Here is a 15,958-nt window from a genome sequence, read left to right as displayed (position 1 = left end):
GGCGTTGCTGTCACTGCTCGTGAGTCGTGAATTGCTTGATCTGGTCACCGAACAAGCGGACGATGAGATCGTGTTTCCGCCGGAACGCTGGGCGGCGACCTTCCGGTCGCACGCCCAGCTCATCCTCCACGAACTTGGCGAATATCTCGGCTACTCGCCGCCACCGCTGCTCGACCGACTGATCGACGACGCACAGAAGATTCACCAGCAACGGCCAGTGTTACAAGAGACGCTCGCTACCGCTACGCAACCGAGGTGTGAGTCTTAGCTAAAGACGAATAGGTACTGGTGTTTTACCTCGGCTTTGAGCTTCGCGAGATCCACGCCGGTCGGACAGTCGCTCTGACAGCCCTTGCAGCCGATACAGAGGTCGAGGACCTCCGCCTGAAATCGGTCGTCGTACAGTTCCGCCGGATCGATCTCGCCGCTGATCGCCGCCCGAAGCAGGTTGGCCCGTCCGCGGGTCGTCGCGATCTCCTCCTCGGTGGCCCGGTAGGTCGGACACATCACGTCGTCGTCGGTCTGTCGGCAGGTGCCACAGCCGTTACAGAGTTCGACCAGGTGAGAGAACCCGCCCTCGTCCTCGAAGTCGAGGGTCGTCCGGGGCTCGAGCGAGGCGTAGTCGGGACCGTACCGGAGGTTTTCCCGCATATCAGCCGGACGCTTCTCGCGGTAGACGACCTTTCCGGGGTTCATCCGCCAGTCGGGATCGAACGCGCCTTTTATCTCTTTGAACGCCTCCCAGAGGTCGGGTCCGTACAGCTTCGGATTGAACTCAGTCCGCGCGAGGCCGTCGCCGTGTTCCCCGGAGAACGAGCCGTGGTGTTCGAGGACGAGGTCCGTCACGTCCTCGGCGATCGACCGCATCGTCTCGACGCCGGCGTCCGTTTTCAGGTTCAACACCGGGCGGATGTGCAACGTCCCAGCCCCGGCGTGGGCGAAGTACGCGGCCGTCGTGTCGTACTCCGCGAGAATCTCGCGAAAGCCGGCCACGTACGCCGCGAGTTCGTCAGGCGGTACCGACGCGTCCTCGACGAACGGGTACGGCTTCGGGTCGCCGTCCATCCCCATCAACAGCGGAATCGCGGCCTTCCTGAGCTTCCAGAACCGCTCCTGGGACGCCGCCGACTTCGCCTCGAGCGTGCCGAACGCGTTTCCCTCCTCGACGAGACGGGTTCGCGTCGCCTCGAACGCCGCGGAGAACTCCTCGATCACCTCCGAATCGAACTCGAGCATCAGTGCCGCCTCGGTTCTATCGGGAATCGGTTCGGCGTACTCTGCGTACTCCGAGGACTCGGACGCGAGTCTGAACACCTCGCTATCCATGAGTTCGACCGCGCTCGCCTCGAGGTCGAGCGCCGCCGGGACGGCGGCGAGGGCCTCGAGCAGGTCGTCGTACCAGCACAGCGCGAGCGCGGTTTCCTCCGGTCGCGTCACGAGCGACAGCGTCGCCTCGACGACGACGCCGAGCGTTCCCTCCGATCCGACGATCAGTTTCGAGAGATTGATCACCCGCTCCCCCTCGTCGGTCGTCCGGATCACTTTCTGGAGGTTGTAGCCGCTGACGCTGCGCTCGAGCGTCGGATACCGGTCCGCGATTTCGGCTTCGTTGCCCTCGACGACGGCCCGGACAGTTCGGTAGAGGGCGGCCTCGCGATCGTCTCGCTCGACGATCCGATCCCACTCGTCGCTATCGAGGATCACGTCTCGGGTCCGGATCGTCGATCCGTCCGCCAGGACGACCTCACACTCGTCGACGTAGGCGTCCGTGATCCCGTACCGGACCGAGTGTGCGCCGGTCGAGTTGTTACCGATCCCACCGCCGATCGTCGCCCGGTTCGACGAGGCGGGGTCGGGAGCGAACTTGAGCCCGTGGGGCTCGAGGGCGTCGTCGAGGTCGTCCTGGACGACGCCGGGCCCCACGACGGCCTTCTTCGTCTCCGGATCGATCTCACGGACGTCGTCCATGTGCCGGGACAGATCGAGGACGACACAGCCAGGGCCGACGGCCTGGCCCGCGAGAGACGACCCCGTTCCCCGGGGAAGGATCGGCACGTCGTGGTCGCCCGCCACGCGTATCGCGGCGCGGACGTCGTCGGCGTCGCGCGGAAAGACGACTCCAGCCGGCTGTGCCCCGTAGATACTGCCGTCGGTCGCGTAGAGCACTCGCGTGTACTCGTCGAACCGGACGTCCCCACGACAGGCTCCCCGGAGAGCCGCTGGTAACCCTCGTTGGGACTCGAGGTCACCAGTCGTTCCCTCGCGGTCGGACTCGGGCCGCCGGCTATCGCCCGTCGTCACGTCCTCGCCAGCCATGTTCCATTCCTCACCGTCACGGCGGGTAAATCATGGGGACGTCTACCACATTCTGATCTCGATGGGGTTGTCCGGATCGTTCTCGCGAGTCGACGACGGATCGCCGTGGTCCGTTCCCTCTCCGATCGATGACGTCGACGGCGAACGGAGTCCCGACTACCGGCACAGACAGGCGCTCGAAAAATATCGGGATCGACTACCTCGTCGTTACTCGAAGTGGTCGAGACACTTCTGGTACTCGTCGGCGACCGAGTCCCAGTTGACGACGTCGAAGAAGCCGTCGATGAAGCTGCCGCGGTCCGGGCCGTAGTCGTAGTAATACGAGTGTTCCCAGACGTCCAGTGCGAGAATCGGGTGCGAGCCCCAGAGTGCGCCCTGGTCGTGTTTGTCGACCGCGACGTTGCGAAGTTGCTTTGCGACCGGATCGTACACCAGAAGTGCCCAGCCACCGGCAGCGCCGGCTGCGGCCTCGAACTCGCCCTTCCAGCCCTCGTAGGAGCCGAAGTCCTCCTCGATGCGGTCGGCGAGGTCGCCGTCGGGTTCGCCGCCGCCGTCGGGTGACATGTTCTCCCAGAACAGCGTGTGGAGGTAGTGGCCACAGCCGTTGTGGGTGACGTTCCCCAGTGCACCGGGCGTCGAATCGAAGTCACCGGATTCGCGATTCTCCGCGAGGGTTTCCTCGGCGGAGTTGAGTCCGTTTACGTATCCCTGATGGTGAGTGTCGTGATGCCAGGTGACGACCTGTTCCGAGATTGCCGGTTCGAGCGCGTCGTAATCGTACGGTAGTGGTGGTAGTTCGTGGTCAGTCATGGAGTAAACACCTGTTCGTTCTATTACTGTCTCTCCTGTTAAACGTTGAGGAGTGAAATGCTATCATGGCCCACAGCCCGCCGCGACGTGCCGTGGGCTCCGTGTCCGATCACCACGAATACCGTGTTAAACCTTTCAGGTAGGATTCGGTCCGTACTGTACGCGTCACACCCACTCGTACGGTTTCCCGTGAGTCACTTCCGGCGCACCCGCCGCCCGGGTCGTGAGTGTGTCGGTACATCGGTACAGCAATCCGGATCAGGCCAGTGTACAACGATCCGTATCAGGCCAGTTCCTTGTGGTAGGCGTGCTCGAGCCACTCCTCGAGCGTCGGCTGGGTCCAGTATCTGACCGTTTCGCTTCGCTGATCGTGTTCGAGGATCCCCGAGTCCTCGAGCTTTGGCAGGTGAACGTGGCGAAGTTCGGTCCGAACTTCCTGTTTTCGCTGTTCTACGTCGGGGGCCGATTCGCACTCGTCGCGTTGTCCCTCGAGTGCAACGACGTGATCGGTGACGTCCGTGACGGTCGCGACGCCGTCGGATTGTTCGTACAGAAAGTACAGCGCGTACCGCCGTCGCCGGTTCGAAAGGAGGTCGAAGACGAGGTCGAGCGGCGGGGACGCACTCGTTGTAAAATTCGCTGGCTCCTGTTCGGTTTCACGCATACGCGGACCACCTACCGTAAGTTACCATTCGAAACCACCAACGCCCCCTACTCCAGCCGACACATTAGATGTTACGTCTACCGAGAACGATACCTGTCTTATATCCACTAATAGAGCGATTTGTAAAAAATCCGAACGGAGTCGACGGCTGCTACTCGTAGAGCCACTCGGCGTCGTGCTGGCCGTAGTCGGTCAACTCGTCCTCGTCGAAGTGGATCGCTATCTCGCGTTCGTTTGCACCTTCGTCCTCGTGATCGGCGGCGTGGACGACGTTCCGTCCGAGATCGAGCGCGTAGTCACCGCGGATGGTTCCCGGCTGGGCCTCGAGTGGATCGGTCTCGCCGATCATCTGACGGACCTGACGGGTCGCGTCCTGTCCCTCCCAGACCATCGGTACGACGGGTCCGGAGGTGATGAAGTCGACGAGATCGTCGTAGAACGGTTTGTCCTCGTGTTCACCGTAGTGTTCTTCGGCCCGCTCGCGGGGCATAGTTTCGACTTTGATGCCGACGAGTTTGAGTCCGCGGTCCTCGAGCCTGGAGATGACCTCGCCGACGAGCCCGCGCGCGAACGCGTCCGGCTTGACCATCACGAAGGTTCGCTCGCGATCGCTCATTGGGCCTCGTCCTCCTCGGCGTCGGCGGCTTCCGACGGTTCGGGCTCGTCTTCTGCCGTCTCTTTGCCGCCTTCGACGTCCTCGAGGTCGCCTTCTGCGGCCTGTTCGGCCTCGCCCTCGACGGATTCGCCCTCGGCGACGTCCTCGTCACCGGCGGGTTCGGTTTCGTCTTCGGATTCGTCGACGGCTTCGGCCTCGGTCTCGACGTCCTCGTCCTCGCCGGTTTCCTCGTCGGCCGCCGTCTCGACCTGTGCGGGACCTTTGCCGCGACGGCCCTCTTCGGTCCACTCGAGATCGCGAGGCTCGCGACCGAGCTTGTAGTTTTTCTCCGCTTTCGAGTCGACGAAGTGGAGCACGGTGCCGTCGTTGCGGACGTACATGATGCCCGTGCCGGGTTCGATCTCTTCCCCGGTGTAGTCGCAGGTTCGTTTCTCGACCATTGTGTTATTGTCCTCCGATGGAGTCCGCCTCGCGTGCCGTCTCGCGAAGCTGAAGTACGTCCCCTTCGCGGACCGGTCCGAGGCAGTTTCTGGTGATGATACGTCCCTGATTCTCGCCCTCCTTGATTCGGCATTTGACCTGCATGGCTTCGCCGTGCATGCCGGTCTTGCCGACGATCTCGATGACCTCGGCGGGCGTAGAGCCGCTTTCTTCCTCTTCAGCACTCATTCTCGGTCACCTCAGTCGAGGTCCTCGACCTTGTCGGCGATGTCCTCGACGTCGCCTTCGGCCTCGCCGGCGTCGACGATCGCCGCAGCGGCCGAGCCAACCTCGAGGCCCGCGGCGTGACCGACGTCGTCCTGCGTTTCCACGAAGACGACGGGAATGCCTTTCTCGTCGGCGAGTTCGGGGAGGTGCATCACGATCTCCTCCGGGCTCACGTCTTCGGCGACGTAGACGAGGTCGGCGTTGCCGCGCTCGATCGCTTTCGTCGTTTCGTTCGTTCCTTTCTTTACTCGACCTGTGTCTCGAGCGACCTCGAGCGCCTCGAGGGCGTCGTCTGCGAGGTCGGCTGGGATGTCGGTTGTTACGTAGACTGACATTGGTTGTTCACCTCTCCTACGCGCGGGCTCGCACTCCCCTGCCGTCCGGGCTGGGTCCCGGGCCGAGTACGCGTCGGCGGAAGTCCTGTGAGGCTAGGAGCATCATCAACCCCGCGTAGGGTGTAGTACGGAGTAGCGCTGCCCCCCTTAAAAGCGTGTCCAAACGACCGGAGGCGTGGGATTCGTCCGCACGGAAGCGCGATCCGATCGTGAAATCGATTCCGTTCGGGCGGTGACTATTACCGTCGAGCCCCAACGCCGACACCATGATCGAAGACGCCGTCGCCCTCGCGACGTCGCTTCGCACGGAAGCGACGCGCACGAACGAGCGGCGAGCACTCGTCCTCGCCGGCGACCGCGAACGGGGATACGACGTGCTCGAGGCGGTTCTCGATTCGGTTTCGGTTCCCATCACGAAAACCACGCTCGTCGGTCCCGAGGACCGCCTGCGGTGTGAGCAGGTTCCGCAGGCAAACGCCGGCGAACTCCTCGGGACGACGCGAGACGTCCTCGTCCTCGACGCCCACGAGGGACTCCGGCCGAACGCGCTCGGCAAGACCGTCGGTGCGGTCGACGGCGGCGGGCTGCTCGTCCTCCTGACGCCGTTGCTCGAGGAGTGGCCGGGCCGCCGCGGCGCGTTCGACGAGTCGCTGGCCGTCCCGCCGTTTTCGCCGTCCGACGTCACCAGCCGTTTCCGCGGTCGGCTGGTCGAAACGCTTCGCGCACACCGCGGTATCGCCATCGTCGACCTCGAGGCCGGGCGCGTCGAGGACGACGGGCTGACGAACCCGGCTCCGCGGCTGGCCGGGCGGGACGCCGAGGATCCGGCTCTGGAGATGCCGCCGGATCACCTGTTTCCCGCGCAAGCGTACGACGCCTGCCTCACGAGCGATCAGGCCGCCGCAGTCGCCGCCTTCGAACCGCTCGCGCCGGGAGCCAGAGCGAGGGAAGGCGACGGTCCGGACGCCGGCGGATCGGTGGCCGATTCGCGCGATGGACAGGACCAGGACGGCCGGCAACGAGCCGTGGTCCTCGAGGCCGACCGCGGCCGCGGAAAGTCGAGCGCGGCGGGGCTGGCCGCGGGTTCGCTCGCGTCCGACGGCGCGGACGTGCTCGTGACGGCTCCCGGGTGGCGAAACGCCGAGGAGGTGTTCGGCCGGGCACGAGAACTCTGCGAGACGCTCGAGGTCCTGGAGACCGCCGAGTCGCGACGTATCCGGACGACCGGTGGGGGCTGCGTTTACTTTCTCGAACCCGCCGCAGCCATCGAGCGGCTCGAGGCGGCCGACGTCGTGATCGTCGACGAGGCTGCGGCGCTTCCCGTCGCCCGGCTCGAGGCGCTTCTCGCGGCCGACCGGATCGCGTTCGCGACGACGATCCACGGCTACGAGGGTGCCGGCCGGGGGTTCTCGGTCAGGTTTCGCGACCGACTGGCCGACAGCGGCCACGAAGTAACCGACCGGACGCTCGCCGAACCGATCCGGTACGCCGCCGGCGATCCGCTCGAGGTGTGGGCGTTTCGCGCGCTGCTTCTCGACGCACGACCCACGGTCGACTCGCTCGTGGCCGACGCGACCCCGGATTCCGTCGAGTATCGGCGACTCGAGCCCGACGACCTGTTCGACGACGAGCAACGCCTCCGGGAGGCGTTCGGCCTGCTCGTTCTGGCTCACTACCGGACCGAGCCAAACGACCTCGCCCGACTGCTCGACGCGCCGAATCTCGAGGCCCGCGCGCTGGTTCACGACGGACACGTGGTCTGCATCGCGTTGCTCGCACGCGAGGGCGGGCTCTCGCCCGGGACGCGCGGAGCGATGTACGAGGGCGGGCGCGTCCGGGGAAACATGTTACCCGACGTCCTCACGAGGCAGCTTCGAGACGAGGGGGCGGGCGAACCTCGCGGCGTTCGAATCGTCCGGATCGCGACCCACCACGAGGTCCGCTCGCGGGGGCTCGGCTCGCGACTGCTCGAGTGCGTCCACGACGAGTTCGCCGATGACGACGAGGATATCGGCGGCGAGGACGACGCCGTCGACTGGCTGGGAACCGGCTTCGGTGCGACGCCGGAACTGCTCGAGTTCTGGCGCGAGAACGGCTATCGGACGATCCACGTCTCGACGACGCGAAACGACGCCAGCGGCGAGCACTCGGCGCTCATGCTCCGTCCGACGAGTTCCGAGGGGCGGTCGCTTCACGGCCGCCACGCCGAGTGGTTCGTTCGACGGTTCCCGACGCTCTGTACCGACGCACTCGCTGATCTCGAGCCCGACGTGGTCCGGGCGGTCCTGCGAAGCGTCGACGAGCGTGCGACGCCGCCCCTCGACCTCTCGGACCACGAGTGGCGAATCGTCGCCGGCGCGGCCTACGGGCCTGGATTGTTCGACGTCGATCCCGCCCCCTTTCGCGACCTCGCGGTCCGATACCTGCTCGAGGATCCCGACGCGGTTGCCCTCGAGGAGCGTCAGGAACGACTGCTCGTCGTACGCGTTCTGCAAGGCCGCCCGTGGGCGTCCGTCGCCGATCGCCTCGAGTATCCCTCGACGCGTCAGTGCATGCGAGCGCTCGGGCACGCGTTCCGTCCGCTCGTCGACCACTACGGCACCAACGAAGCGCTCGCGGTTCGAGATCGGTTTCTCGAGACGTGAACCGTTCGCTCAAAAGACGGTAAACGGAACCAGAAGCGCAAGCGGAACGGCGACCGCGAACGCGGCGGTTCGCCAGGGGACGTTTGCGTCCCGCGAGAGCCCGCCAGCGAGCAGGTACCACTGCCAGACGAGGACCAGAAGCGAGACAACCAGGAAAAACGGCTCGAGCGACGTCATGGCACCCTCGATGACGTCCACCTGACTTTCGGGATCGGTGATCGTCACGTCCCTGAGGACGATCCAGAACCCGAGGAGCACCGCGGCGAGTCGGGCGAACTCCGGCACCGCCGCCCAGCCCGCGAGCGCGAACGAGCCGGCGACGGACGGGTCTCCGCCCGCGAGACGACCGGTGGCGAACAGGACGATCCCGCCGAGAATCCACATGATAAACGGCGAGATCAGTGCGATCGGAACGTACTCGTGGGCGGCCTCCTGGACCAGCGCGCCCGCGTCGCGTTCGATCGTCGCCGGTTCGTCACAATTCTCGCCGAGTATCGAGTCCGGATCGTCCTCGTGCTGATCACAGACCCACTCTGGCGGTCGATCGGGATTGTCCATCGTCACCGTCGCGTCGACAGACCCGGCGAGCATCGAGCCGATGAGCGCAATCGCGAACGCGAGCGCGAGCGCAAGCACGACGACGATTCCGACCGCCAGCGCGAGCGTTTCGGCCGGCGGTCGCTCGTCGAAGAACGCCTGGGGTGCCAGGAGAAACGTCCGGATGGATCGAAGGATGGAGGGCATCGTGCCAACAGGTCCACAGGTTGATAGTAAATGTCTTTTCAAATTTCATCGGGAGACGAACGCTCGAGGGGGCCGGGCGGCCCCCGTCACCTACGAAATGACGCGCCGAGTGATCGGTTCCGGCATCGCCTTCAGCAGCCACGCGACGAGTCGCCAGCGCCGGGTGACGTAGACGTGAGTCCGTCGCTTGCGGATCGCTCGAGCGATCTGGTGGGCGGCGGTTTCGGGGGAGGCCATCCAGAACAGGTTCTCGCCCATCGCCATCTCGGTATCGACGAATCCGGGTTCGACGGTAGTGACCGTTACGTCGGTTTCGCGGTCGACCTGTCGGTTCCGGAGTCCCTCGAGGTACGTCGAGACGAACGCCTTCGAGGCGTTGTACGCCGGTGCGCCGGGGTTTCCGAAGATCGCGCCGACGGAGGAGATACCGACCAGGTGTCCGCCACCCCGGGATTCGAAGTGGTCCATCGCGGCGGTCGCGATCGCGGTAAAGCCCCGGACGTTGACGGCGATCGTCTCCCGTTCCGGCTCCCACTCGAGGTCACGGTTCAGGTGGCCGACGCCAGCGCTGAGGACGACGAGATCGACCGACCCCATCGCCGCGACGAGATCGGCGAACGCCTCGCGTGCGTCCGCTGTGTCCGCGACGTCCATCGCCGCGACGTAGGCTTTCGTCGGCAACTCGGAACCGATCCGCGTCATCCGTTCTCGCCGTCGAGCCGCCAGCCCGACCTCGTAGCCCTCCGAGGCGAGTTCGCGAGCCAGCGCTTCCCCGATGCCCGACGACGCGCCGACGATGATCGCTCGCTGCATACGGCCCCGTTTTCGAAGGGACGGTATAACGGTGCTGATCGAACGTAGGGTTCGGCACTCTTCAGATCAGATTTGGGCGCTCTTCGGATCGGTTCCGGCCCGATCGACGTATCGGTCGCGACACCGCCGTCGGCCGCAGCGTCGACCGGTGATGTCGGCCGCCGCGTCCACCGGTCCGCTCGAAACACGTTGAGAGTCCGATACGTATATGGGCGTTCTCGAGAGAACGACGTGCATGTCCCTGCCGCCCTCCATCCACCCCGGACGAGATCGATTTCGCCTCCGACTCACGCTCGGTTGTGTCGCCGTCCTGCTGGCGGCGCTGGTCGCGTTCAGCGTCGTCGGCCTCGCCGGTATTCCATCGCTTTCTGCGACCGAGTTCGATCCCGAAACCGACCACGAGGAACTCGCGAGTGGCCCGAGCATTCACGATGCGGATCTCTCCAGTCCGCCGAGAGACGAAGTCCGCGACGCACTCGTGATCGCGGCCGAAGACGGCCGCTACGAGGGAACGATCGAGAACGCGTCCGACCAGTACACGTTCCTGGGCGACGAGCGATACGATTTCGTCCGCTTCGAGGGGGCGTTCTACGAGTTCGACGCCGACATCGACGGAGAGCAGGTCGTCGTCGAAACCACCGAACGCGATCCGGAATCCATCGCCGACGAACTGGCGGTCGACCTCGAGGACGCCCCCGAACCCATTCGGGAGACGATCGAAACCGGCGAACCGGTCGAGTACCCCGGCGACACCCCGGGACGGATGATCGTCGTCGACGACGGTACCTACTACGTGGTGACCCTCGGCCCGCCACACCACCGGTCGAACGCTTCGATGGAGTGGGTGGTGATCCCCGCTGCGGCGCTGGTCGCCGCCGTCGGCGCCCTCGCCGTCGGCGGACTGTGGCTCCACCGTCGGCGGGGAGCGGACTGACCGACGTCTCGGTCGGACCGATCGGCCGTTGGCGCGGTATCGAACGGCGTCGAACGACAGGTCTTTGATGCGATACCTCCTCCGAGTGAGCACGATGGAGGTCGTCGCTGTCCTCGCGATCGCGTTGCTCGCCGGCGGCATCCTCGGCACCCTGATACCGCTCGTCCCCGGCGGATTGCTCTCGCTGTCGGGGCTGTACCTCTACTGGTGGCACTCGGGGTTCACAGAGCCGGGAGCGGTCGCACTCGTCGTCCTCACGGCGCTCGGTATCCTGACGCTGCTCGCCGAGTTCTTCGGCGGTTCGATCGCTGCCCGGGCCGGCGGTGCCTCGTGGATCACGACCGGAAGCGCCGCCGTCGTCGGCATCGTTCTCATGCTCGTTTCCGGTCCGGTCGGCCTGCTGGTCGGCCTCTTCGGGACCGTCTTCGTCCTCGAGTACGCCAGAAATGGTGCCCTCGACCGCAGCGCCCGTTCGGCGCTGTACGCGACGGTCGGTATCCTCGCGTCGACGGCGATCCAGTTCCTGTTGACCCTGTCGATCCTGCTCGGATTCCTCGTCGCCGTCTTTTTGCTTTGATCGGCCGCTCGAGGCCGTCGCCCGTCGATGCGAGTAGTCGACTACTCGGCGGCCGTTACGGATCCGCTTCGCTGAGTTTCACGTCGATGGAGTCGTCGACGAGTACGCGAACGGTCCACCCGCCGTACTCGAACCAGACCGACCCGCTACGGGATCCGTCTGTGGTCGGTTCGAACAGCTGGTTGACTGCCTCGGTATTGATTGCCGTGTGGAGGGGCGGATCCAGCTCGGTCGGATTGATGTCTTCGCGCTCGGCGATCGTTCGGACGACCTCGTAGGTAACCATGTCGACCGACCGTCGCGGGGAAATGGAATCCATGTATCCGTTCTAGTTCTCTCACCGGTATAAGCAAGTGGCATGCGTCAATGAACAAACACCTGAACAGAACTAGCATTCTGACAATCCTCACTGAGAAAAACGCCGCCGGAAACGACGCCGGACGGTGACGATCGACGCCACGGGAGAAACACTGAACTCGTTTCCCTCGTTGGCATTCGTATGGAGTGCTCCGAGGACGGTTGTGATCGACCTGCAGCCATCGAACTGCACATCCCCTGGGACGACAATCGTCTCGTCTGTGCCCCTCACGGCCGCGTCCTCGGTCGCCAGGACGGCGTCGTCGCGGATCCACGGCCCGACAGTGCCGACGACCTGCTCGAGTGAGACGGATTGCTATCACGGTGTACCGGAGACCGTGGGACGGCACCCAATCTTCGGAAGTGACTGACAGCTGTATAAGAGACACGGACGGCACTCGCCTTCGCCGGTCAAAAGTTGTGAACGTCGAGTAATATCGAGTATCAGGTTCGTGTGTAGATCCCGGTTACGGAAAGCCTATGCCCGGATGTCCACTTTTCCGTGCTGGTTACCATGAGACGCGATCGACGATCACTGTTGACGGGCGCGGGATTTGCCGGTGTGAGCCTCCTCGGCGCGACCGCGATCGGTTCGGCTGCAGCCACGGCAGACGGCGGCGAACGCCGTGTCGCCGGAACGGTTTCGCACTTCGGCGAACCGGTCGAAGAGGCGACGGTCTCCCTCGAGGGGAACGAGGATACGACGGGCGAAGACGGCCGTTTTGAACTCAGAACCGACGCGGGCGAGGCGCTCCTCGAGGTCGAGGCTGACGGCTACCGGTCGTGGTCGAGTCGGATCGCTCTCGGCGAGGACGAAACCGTGACGGTCGACGTCACACTCGACCGGACGTGGAGCGACGAGACCGGCGAACTCCAGGTGTACGCGACGGAGGTCGGCGGCGGATCGACCATCCCGTGTCACGTCACCGTCTACGGCGACGAAGAGTACTACGCGGACGCGCCGAACGGGGCGATCCCGGATTACGACAACTGGCAGCGCGGGTTCAGAGTGAGCGAGGGCTGGTGGGAGGTTCGCGTCACCGACGTCGCGGGTTACGACGACGGTTACCAGGAGGTGTACGTCGAAGCGGGTGAGAGCGAACTCGCGTGGGTGGAACTCGAGGAAGGCGACCGCACGATTCCGTCGACCGGACGGGTTGCCGGCCGGGTCGTCGACCAGCGGGACGAGGCGGTAAGCGGTGCGACCCTCCGTATCGGCGGGGAACCGATTTCGGTCGCTCCCGATGGAGCGTTCGAAGCCGACCTCGAGCACGGTCGCCACCCCCTGGTAGCCGAGGCTGACGGCTATCGGCCGCGGCGCGGAACCGTGACGGTCAGATTCGGGCGGGAAACCGAACTCGTCGTCGTCCTCGAGAACGACGTTAAGTAGCGTCGGCTCCTCGGATCGACTACTCATGACGGTCACCGTCCGGTACACCTGTCCGCACTGCGGTGCAGTGACGAGCGTCGAGCGCGCCGCCGACCTCGCGGACCGATCGGTGACGACGCTCGCACAGGCGGGCTGGGAGTACGCCGAGCCGGAAGACGACGACCTCGAGGAAGCAGACGGGATCGCCTTCGTCTGCGGCGAGGACGGCCCCGTCACCGATCTCGAGGGGGAACCGGTCGACGGCTGCGGCCGGCCGTTCTATCTCAATTTCGTGCGCTTCGAGCAGGGTGTCGAACTCGAGCCGGACCCCCCGACCTACGGCGGGCCGCGGTTCGATTTCGAGGGGTAGTCGCCGGTCGTCGTCGTGGCTACGAGGATATCCGTTCCTCGAGAAGCGAACACAACCCTTTTCGACGCCCGGCGGCACCTACGCACATGGACGAAGACGCCGTTCTCGAGCGCCTCCGTACGGTCGAGGATCCGGAACTGGGCGACGATATCGTCTCGCTCGGGCTGGTCAACGAGATCGAGGTCGACGGCGACGCGGTCGAGATCGACCTCGCGCTCGGCGCGCCGTACTCGCCGGCGGAGACCGCCATCGCGGGAGAGATCCGGGAGATCCTCCTCGAAGAGGGCGTCGATCCCGATCTCTCCGCGAGCATCCCCGACCGGGACGACTTCGAGGGCGACGAACAGGTGTTGGCGAACGTCAAGAACGTCATCGCGGTCGCCTCGGGGAAAGGCGGCGTCGGCAAGTCGACCGTCGCGGTCAACCTCGCGGCCGGCCTCTCACAACTGGGCGCGCGCGTCGGCCTCTTCGACGCCGACGTCTACGGACCCAACGTGCCGCGGATGGTCGACGCCGACGAGCCGCCGATGGCCACCGAAGACGAGACGCTCGTCCCCCCCGAGAAGTACGGCGTGAAGCTGATGAGCATGGCGTTTCTCACCGGCGAAGACGACCCGGTCATCTGGCGAGGTCCGATGGTCCACAAGGTGATCACCCAGTTGACCGAGGACGTCGAGTGGGGCCACCTGGATTACCTCGTCGTCGACCTCCCGCCGGGGACGGGCGACACCCAGCTGACGATGCTCCAGACGATGCCCGTGACGGGCGCGGTGATCGTCACGACTCCCCAGGACGTCGCGCTCGACGACGCCCGCAAGGGCCTCGAGATGTTCGCCAAACACGAGACGGTCGTCCTCGGCGTCGCCGAGAACATGTCGACGTTCGCCTGTCCGGACTGCGGAAGCGACCACGACATCTTCGGCTCCGGCGGCGGCGAGGAGTTCGCCGACACCCACGAGATGCCGTTTCTCGGCTCGATCCCGCTCGACCCGACCGTCCGCGAGGGCGGCGACGGCGGGAAACCCACGGTCCTCGAGGACGACGGCGAGACGGGCGACGCGTTCCGGTCGATCACCGAGAACGTAGCGAACAACACGGGGATCGTCCACCGGCGCGGCGTCTCGACCGAACGCTCGAGCGAGGCCCCGACCCCGGACCGATAGCGGTCCAACCGCTCGCGCTGGGAGAGTCGCCGCCAGCCGACGGCCGTCCGTGGACCATTCACAAGGAACAATACCCATTTTACCTTCCTGAAGGCATTTATCCGTTCTTTTCGTACGTGACCGTATGGATCGATTCGGTCGACGCGACGCCATCGTGGCCGCCGCTGCCGGCGGAACCGCCGCGGTCGCGGGCTGTCTCGGGAGTCGAACTGGAAACGGGAGTGGGTCGACGGACGACGGGACGGAGAACGGAGACGGGTCTCCGACGGTCGAGACGTTCCAGCTCGGGCCGTCCCTCGAGCGACCGCTGTGGGCCGCAGACGAGGAGCGAACGGGGTTCGTCTCCGTCGCCGAGTCCGAGCGCGACGCGCTCTGGCCGGTCGAGGATCCCGAGGAGATCGACGGACTCGAGGAGTGGTTCGCGGAGATCGACTTCGAGGAATCGACGGTCGTCGTCGTTCAGACGGTCGGTCCGAACACCTGTTACGGGGAGATCGAGATCGACGACGTCTCCGTCGACGTTCGAGACGGATCCGGCGAGGGCGGAGACGACGATCGGGTCGTCACCGGCACCGCTCGAGCCGTCGACGTCAGCGACGACGACGAAGCCTGTGGGCAGGCGGTCACCTACCCGTCGGCGCTCGTCCGCGTCACCGGCGAGGACCGCCCGACTGCGGCCACGTTTACGATCACCGACGGCTGGGGCGAGACGACCGAGGTGGACTCGAGCGCCGAACTGGTCGATCCGGATCTGCTCCCGGGGCTCGTTCGTCCTTCCACCGAGCCCTCAGCTGTTCCGTCGACTCTCGAGTGCGACGACGACGAGTTCGAACGGCTCTGGAGTCAGGGCGACGACGTCGCGTGGGGGGAGGTCCGTGACGACGACGGGACACCCCTGCTGGCGATGCGGATCGACGACGGGGGGCGAAGCGACGACGAGTCGGAGCGACTCCAGTTCGAGTACGGCGACGAGATCGACGTGTGGATGCGAAACGTCTCGACGAGTCACGTCCTCACCGGGAACGCGAGCAAGTACTCCCTCGAGCGATCGACCGACGACGGGTGGATCGAGGTTCGTGGAACGATCGGCGACGCGACGTTCGGCTACACCGACGAGGGGATTTCCCACCCACCAGGCGAGGGGTTCGAGTGGACGCTCGAACTCACCGAGGCGGGCATTCTCGAGGATCACTTCCGCGGGGAGGACCTCGAGATCTGTCCGGACCTCGAGGCGGGGAGATATCGGTTTGCCTACTGGGGCGCTCCCGGCGACGAACCGCTCGCGGTCGCGTTCGATCTCGTGAAGTAATACGGTTTGTTGTCGCGTGTTGCCGGTGATCGACGATCCCATCCGAGCGATCGCCGTGTAAAGATCTACGACGATCCGTATGATCCGGTCTGGCGTCCGTCGAGGCCGCGTGAGCGGTGCTCGTTCCTGGCCCCGGTTGATCGTTGCGACGATCCGTACGGGGCGGTGTGGCCGCCGAAGCGGCCTCCGTGCGGACAGGTAAGCACCCTTAAGAGCCACCGGAAACAG

At 65.4% G+C, this 15,958-nt stretch carries 17 protein-coding genes and 2 pseudogenes; 9 read left to right on the top strand and 10 right to left on the bottom strand.

Going from position 1 to position 15,958, the window contains the following annotated elements:
* A pseudogene (locus EA473_RS20485) lies at positions 1–268 on the top strand (IS4 family transposase); the annotation flags it as partial.
* A 14-nt stretch (positions 269–282) separates the two neighbouring features.
* Here EA473_RS20485 and EA473_RS20480 read toward each other — a convergent pair.
* The 7 genes and pseudogenes from EA473_RS20480 to rpl7ae form a co-directional block, all read right to left on the bottom strand.
* A pseudogene (locus tag EA473_RS20480) lies at positions 283–2,316 on the bottom strand (FAD-binding and (Fe-S)-binding domain-containing protein); the annotation flags it as partial.
* Between the two features lie 207 nt (positions 2,317–2,523).
* A complete protein-coding gene (gene sod, locus EA473_RS20475) occupies positions 2,524–3,126 on the bottom strand; it encodes a superoxide dismutase (RefSeq protein ID WP_124197480.1) in 603 nt (200 codons plus the stop codon).
* Between the two features lie 283 nt (positions 3,127–3,409).
* A complete protein-coding gene (locus EA473_RS20470; protein ID WP_124197479.1) occupies positions 3,410–3,790 on the bottom strand; it encodes a DUF7344 domain-containing protein in 381 nt (126 codons plus the stop codon).
* Positions 3,791–3,941: 151 nt separating this feature from the next.
* Entirely contained in the window at positions 3,942–4,406 is a 465-nt protein-coding gene (gene ndk, locus EA473_RS20465) for a nucleoside-diphosphate kinase (protein WP_124197478.1), read from the bottom strand.
* Entirely contained in the window at positions 4,403–4,846 is a 444-nt protein-coding gene (locus EA473_RS20460; protein ID WP_124197477.1) for a 50S ribosomal protein L24e, read from the bottom strand. The genes ndk and EA473_RS20460 overlap by 4 nt, the downstream gene beginning before the upstream one ends.
* Positions 4,847–4,850: 4 nt before the next feature.
* Positions 4,851–5,075 carry a 30S ribosomal protein S28e gene (locus EA473_RS20455; RefSeq protein ID WP_006064297.1) on the bottom strand — a complete coding sequence of 75 codons (225 nt, stop codon included), beginning with the start codon at positions 5,073–5,075 and terminating at the stop codon, positions 4,851–4,853.
* A gap of 11 nt (positions 5,076–5,086) precedes the next feature.
* Positions 5,087–5,449 (bottom strand): 50S ribosomal protein L7Ae, encoded by a 363-nt coding sequence (rpl7ae, locus tag EA473_RS20450; protein ID WP_124197476.1) that lies wholly within the window; start codon positions 5,447–5,449, stop codon positions 5,087–5,089.
* A gap of 266 nt (positions 5,450–5,715) precedes the next feature.
* Here rpl7ae and tmcA point away from each other — a divergent pair, with 266 nt between their 5' ends.
* The gene (tmcA, locus tag EA473_RS20440; RefSeq protein ID WP_124197475.1) at positions 5,716–8,094 is read left to right on the top strand and encodes a tRNA(Met) cytidine acetyltransferase TmcA; all 2,379 of its coding nucleotides are present in this window, start codon (positions 5,716–5,718) and stop codon (positions 8,092–8,094) included.
* A gap of 9 nt (positions 8,095–8,103) precedes the next feature.
* Here tmcA and EA473_RS20435 read toward each other — a convergent pair whose 3' ends face one another.
* Together EA473_RS20435 and EA473_RS20430 are read right to left on the bottom strand one after the other, a co-directional pair.
* Entirely contained in the window at positions 8,104–8,838 is a 735-nt protein-coding gene (locus EA473_RS20435) for a Yip1 family protein (RefSeq protein WP_124197474.1), read from the bottom strand.
* A 90-nt stretch (positions 8,839–8,928) separates the two neighbouring features.
* Complete coding sequence (locus EA473_RS20430; protein ID WP_124197473.1) at positions 8,929–9,651, bottom strand: SDR family NAD(P)-dependent oxidoreductase; 723 nt, start codon at positions 9,649–9,651, stop codon at positions 8,929–8,931.
* 235 nt (positions 9,652–9,886) lie between these two features.
* Here EA473_RS20430 and EA473_RS20425 point away from each other — a divergent pair, with 235 nt between their 5' ends.
* Positions 9,887–10,585, top strand: a complete 699-nt coding sequence (locus tag EA473_RS20425; protein WP_124197472.1) for a hypothetical protein — start codon at positions 9,887–9,889, stop codon at positions 10,583–10,585.
* Between the two features lie 94 nt (positions 10,586–10,679).
* Positions 10,680–11,162: a DUF456 domain-containing protein gene (locus tag EA473_RS20420; protein ID WP_124197471.1), complete on the top strand. Its 483-nt coding sequence runs from the start codon at positions 10,680–10,682 to the stop codon at positions 11,160–11,162.
* A 55-nt stretch (positions 11,163–11,217) separates the two neighbouring features.
* On the opposite strand, the gene EA473_RS20415 is transcribed toward EA473_RS20420, so the two are convergent.
* Positions 11,218–11,481, bottom strand: a complete 264-nt coding sequence (locus EA473_RS20415; protein WP_124197470.1) for a HalOD1 output domain-containing protein — start codon at positions 11,479–11,481, stop codon at positions 11,218–11,220.
* Between the two features lie 180 nt (positions 11,482–11,661).
* On the opposite strand from EA473_RS20415, the gene EA473_RS22470 reads away from it, so the two are divergent.
* The 5 genes from EA473_RS22470 (at position 11,662) to EA473_RS20395 (ending at position 15,730) form a co-directional block, all read left to right on the top strand.
* A complete protein-coding gene (locus EA473_RS22470; protein ID WP_165875349.1) occupies positions 11,662–11,826 on the top strand; it encodes a hypothetical protein in 165 nt (54 codons plus the stop codon).
* 207 nt (positions 11,827–12,033) lie between these two features.
* Positions 12,034–12,909 (top strand): carboxypeptidase regulatory-like domain-containing protein, encoded by an 876-nt coding sequence (locus EA473_RS20410; protein ID WP_124197469.1) that lies wholly within the window; start codon positions 12,034–12,036, stop codon positions 12,907–12,909.
* 25 nt (positions 12,910–12,934) lie between these two features.
* The gene (locus EA473_RS20405) at positions 12,935–13,258 is read left to right on the top strand and encodes a hypothetical protein (RefSeq protein ID WP_124197468.1); all 324 of its coding nucleotides are present in this window, start codon (positions 12,935–12,937) and stop codon (positions 13,256–13,258) included.
* 86 nt (positions 13,259–13,344) lie between these two features.
* On the top strand, positions 13,345–14,421 hold the full coding sequence (locus EA473_RS20400; protein WP_124197467.1) for an Mrp/NBP35 family ATP-binding protein: 1,077 nt from the start codon (positions 13,345–13,347) through the stop codon (positions 14,419–14,421).
* 124 nt (positions 14,422–14,545) lie between these two features.
* A complete protein-coding gene (locus EA473_RS20395) occupies positions 14,546–15,730 on the top strand; it encodes a hypothetical protein (RefSeq protein ID WP_124197466.1) in 1,185 nt (394 codons plus the stop codon).
* Positions 15,731–15,958: the final 228 nt, after the last annotated feature.

The organism is Natrarchaeobius chitinivorans, from assembly GCF_003841505.1.
GTDB classification, from domain to species: Archaea; Halobacteriota; Halobacteria; order Halobacteriales; family Natrialbaceae; genus Natrarchaeobius; species Natrarchaeobius chitinivorans.
The sequence above is the reverse complement of the archived record's forward strand: the minus strand, read 5'-3'. Positions and strand labels throughout refer to the sequence as shown.

Excerpts from the sequence above, each read along its gene's own strand:
- sod (WP_124197480.1), bottom strand. The coding sequence starts at position 3,126 with ATGACTGACCACGAACTACCACCACTACCGTACGATTACGACGCGCTC.
- EA473_RS20470 (WP_124197479.1), bottom strand. The coding sequence starts at position 3,790 with ATGCGTGAAACCGAACAGGAGCCAGCGAATTTTACAACGAGTGCGTCC.
- ndk (WP_124197478.1), bottom strand. The coding sequence starts at position 4,406 with ATGAGCGATCGCGAGCGAACCTTCGTGATGGTCAAGCCGGACGCGTTC.
- EA473_RS20460 (WP_124197477.1), bottom strand. The coding sequence starts at position 4,846 with ATGGTCGAGAAACGAACCTGCGACTACACCGGGGAAGAGATCGAACCC.
- EA473_RS20455 (WP_006064297.1), bottom strand. The coding sequence starts at position 5,075 with ATGAGTGCTGAAGAGGAAGAAAGCGGCTCTACGCCCGCCGAGGTCATC.
- rpl7ae (WP_124197476.1), bottom strand. The coding sequence starts at position 5,449 with ATGTCAGTCTACGTAACAACCGACATCCCAGCCGACCTCGCAGACGAC.
- tmcA (WP_124197475.1), top strand. The coding sequence starts at position 5,716 with ATGATCGAAGACGCCGTCGCCCTCGCGACGTCGCTTCGCACGGAAGCG.
- EA473_RS20435 (WP_124197474.1), bottom strand. The coding sequence starts at position 8,838 with ATGCCCTCCATCCTTCGATCCATCCGGACGTTTCTCCTGGCACCCCAG.
- EA473_RS20430 (WP_124197473.1), bottom strand. The coding sequence starts at position 9,651 with ATGCAGCGAGCGATCATCGTCGGCGCGTCGTCGGGCATCGGGGAAGCG.
- EA473_RS20425 (WP_124197472.1), top strand. The coding sequence starts at position 9,887 with ATGTCCCTGCCGCCCTCCATCCACCCCGGACGAGATCGATTTCGCCTC.
- EA473_RS20420 (WP_124197471.1), top strand. The coding sequence starts at position 10,680 with ATGGAGGTCGTCGCTGTCCTCGCGATCGCGTTGCTCGCCGGCGGCATC.
- EA473_RS20415 (WP_124197470.1), bottom strand. The coding sequence starts at position 11,481 with ATGGATTCCATTTCCCCGCGACGGTCGGTCGACATGGTTACCTACGAG.
- EA473_RS22470 (WP_165875349.1), top strand. The coding sequence starts at position 11,662 with ATGGAGTGCTCCGAGGACGGTTGTGATCGACCTGCAGCCATCGAACTG.
- EA473_RS20410 (WP_124197469.1), top strand. The coding sequence starts at position 12,034 with ATGAGACGCGATCGACGATCACTGTTGACGGGCGCGGGATTTGCCGGT.
- EA473_RS20405 (WP_124197468.1), top strand. The coding sequence starts at position 12,935 with ATGACGGTCACCGTCCGGTACACCTGTCCGCACTGCGGTGCAGTGACG.
- EA473_RS20400 (WP_124197467.1), top strand. The coding sequence starts at position 13,345 with ATGGACGAAGACGCCGTTCTCGAGCGCCTCCGTACGGTCGAGGATCCG.
- EA473_RS20395 (WP_124197466.1), top strand. The coding sequence starts at position 14,546 with ATGGATCGATTCGGTCGACGCGACGCCATCGTGGCCGCCGCTGCCGGC.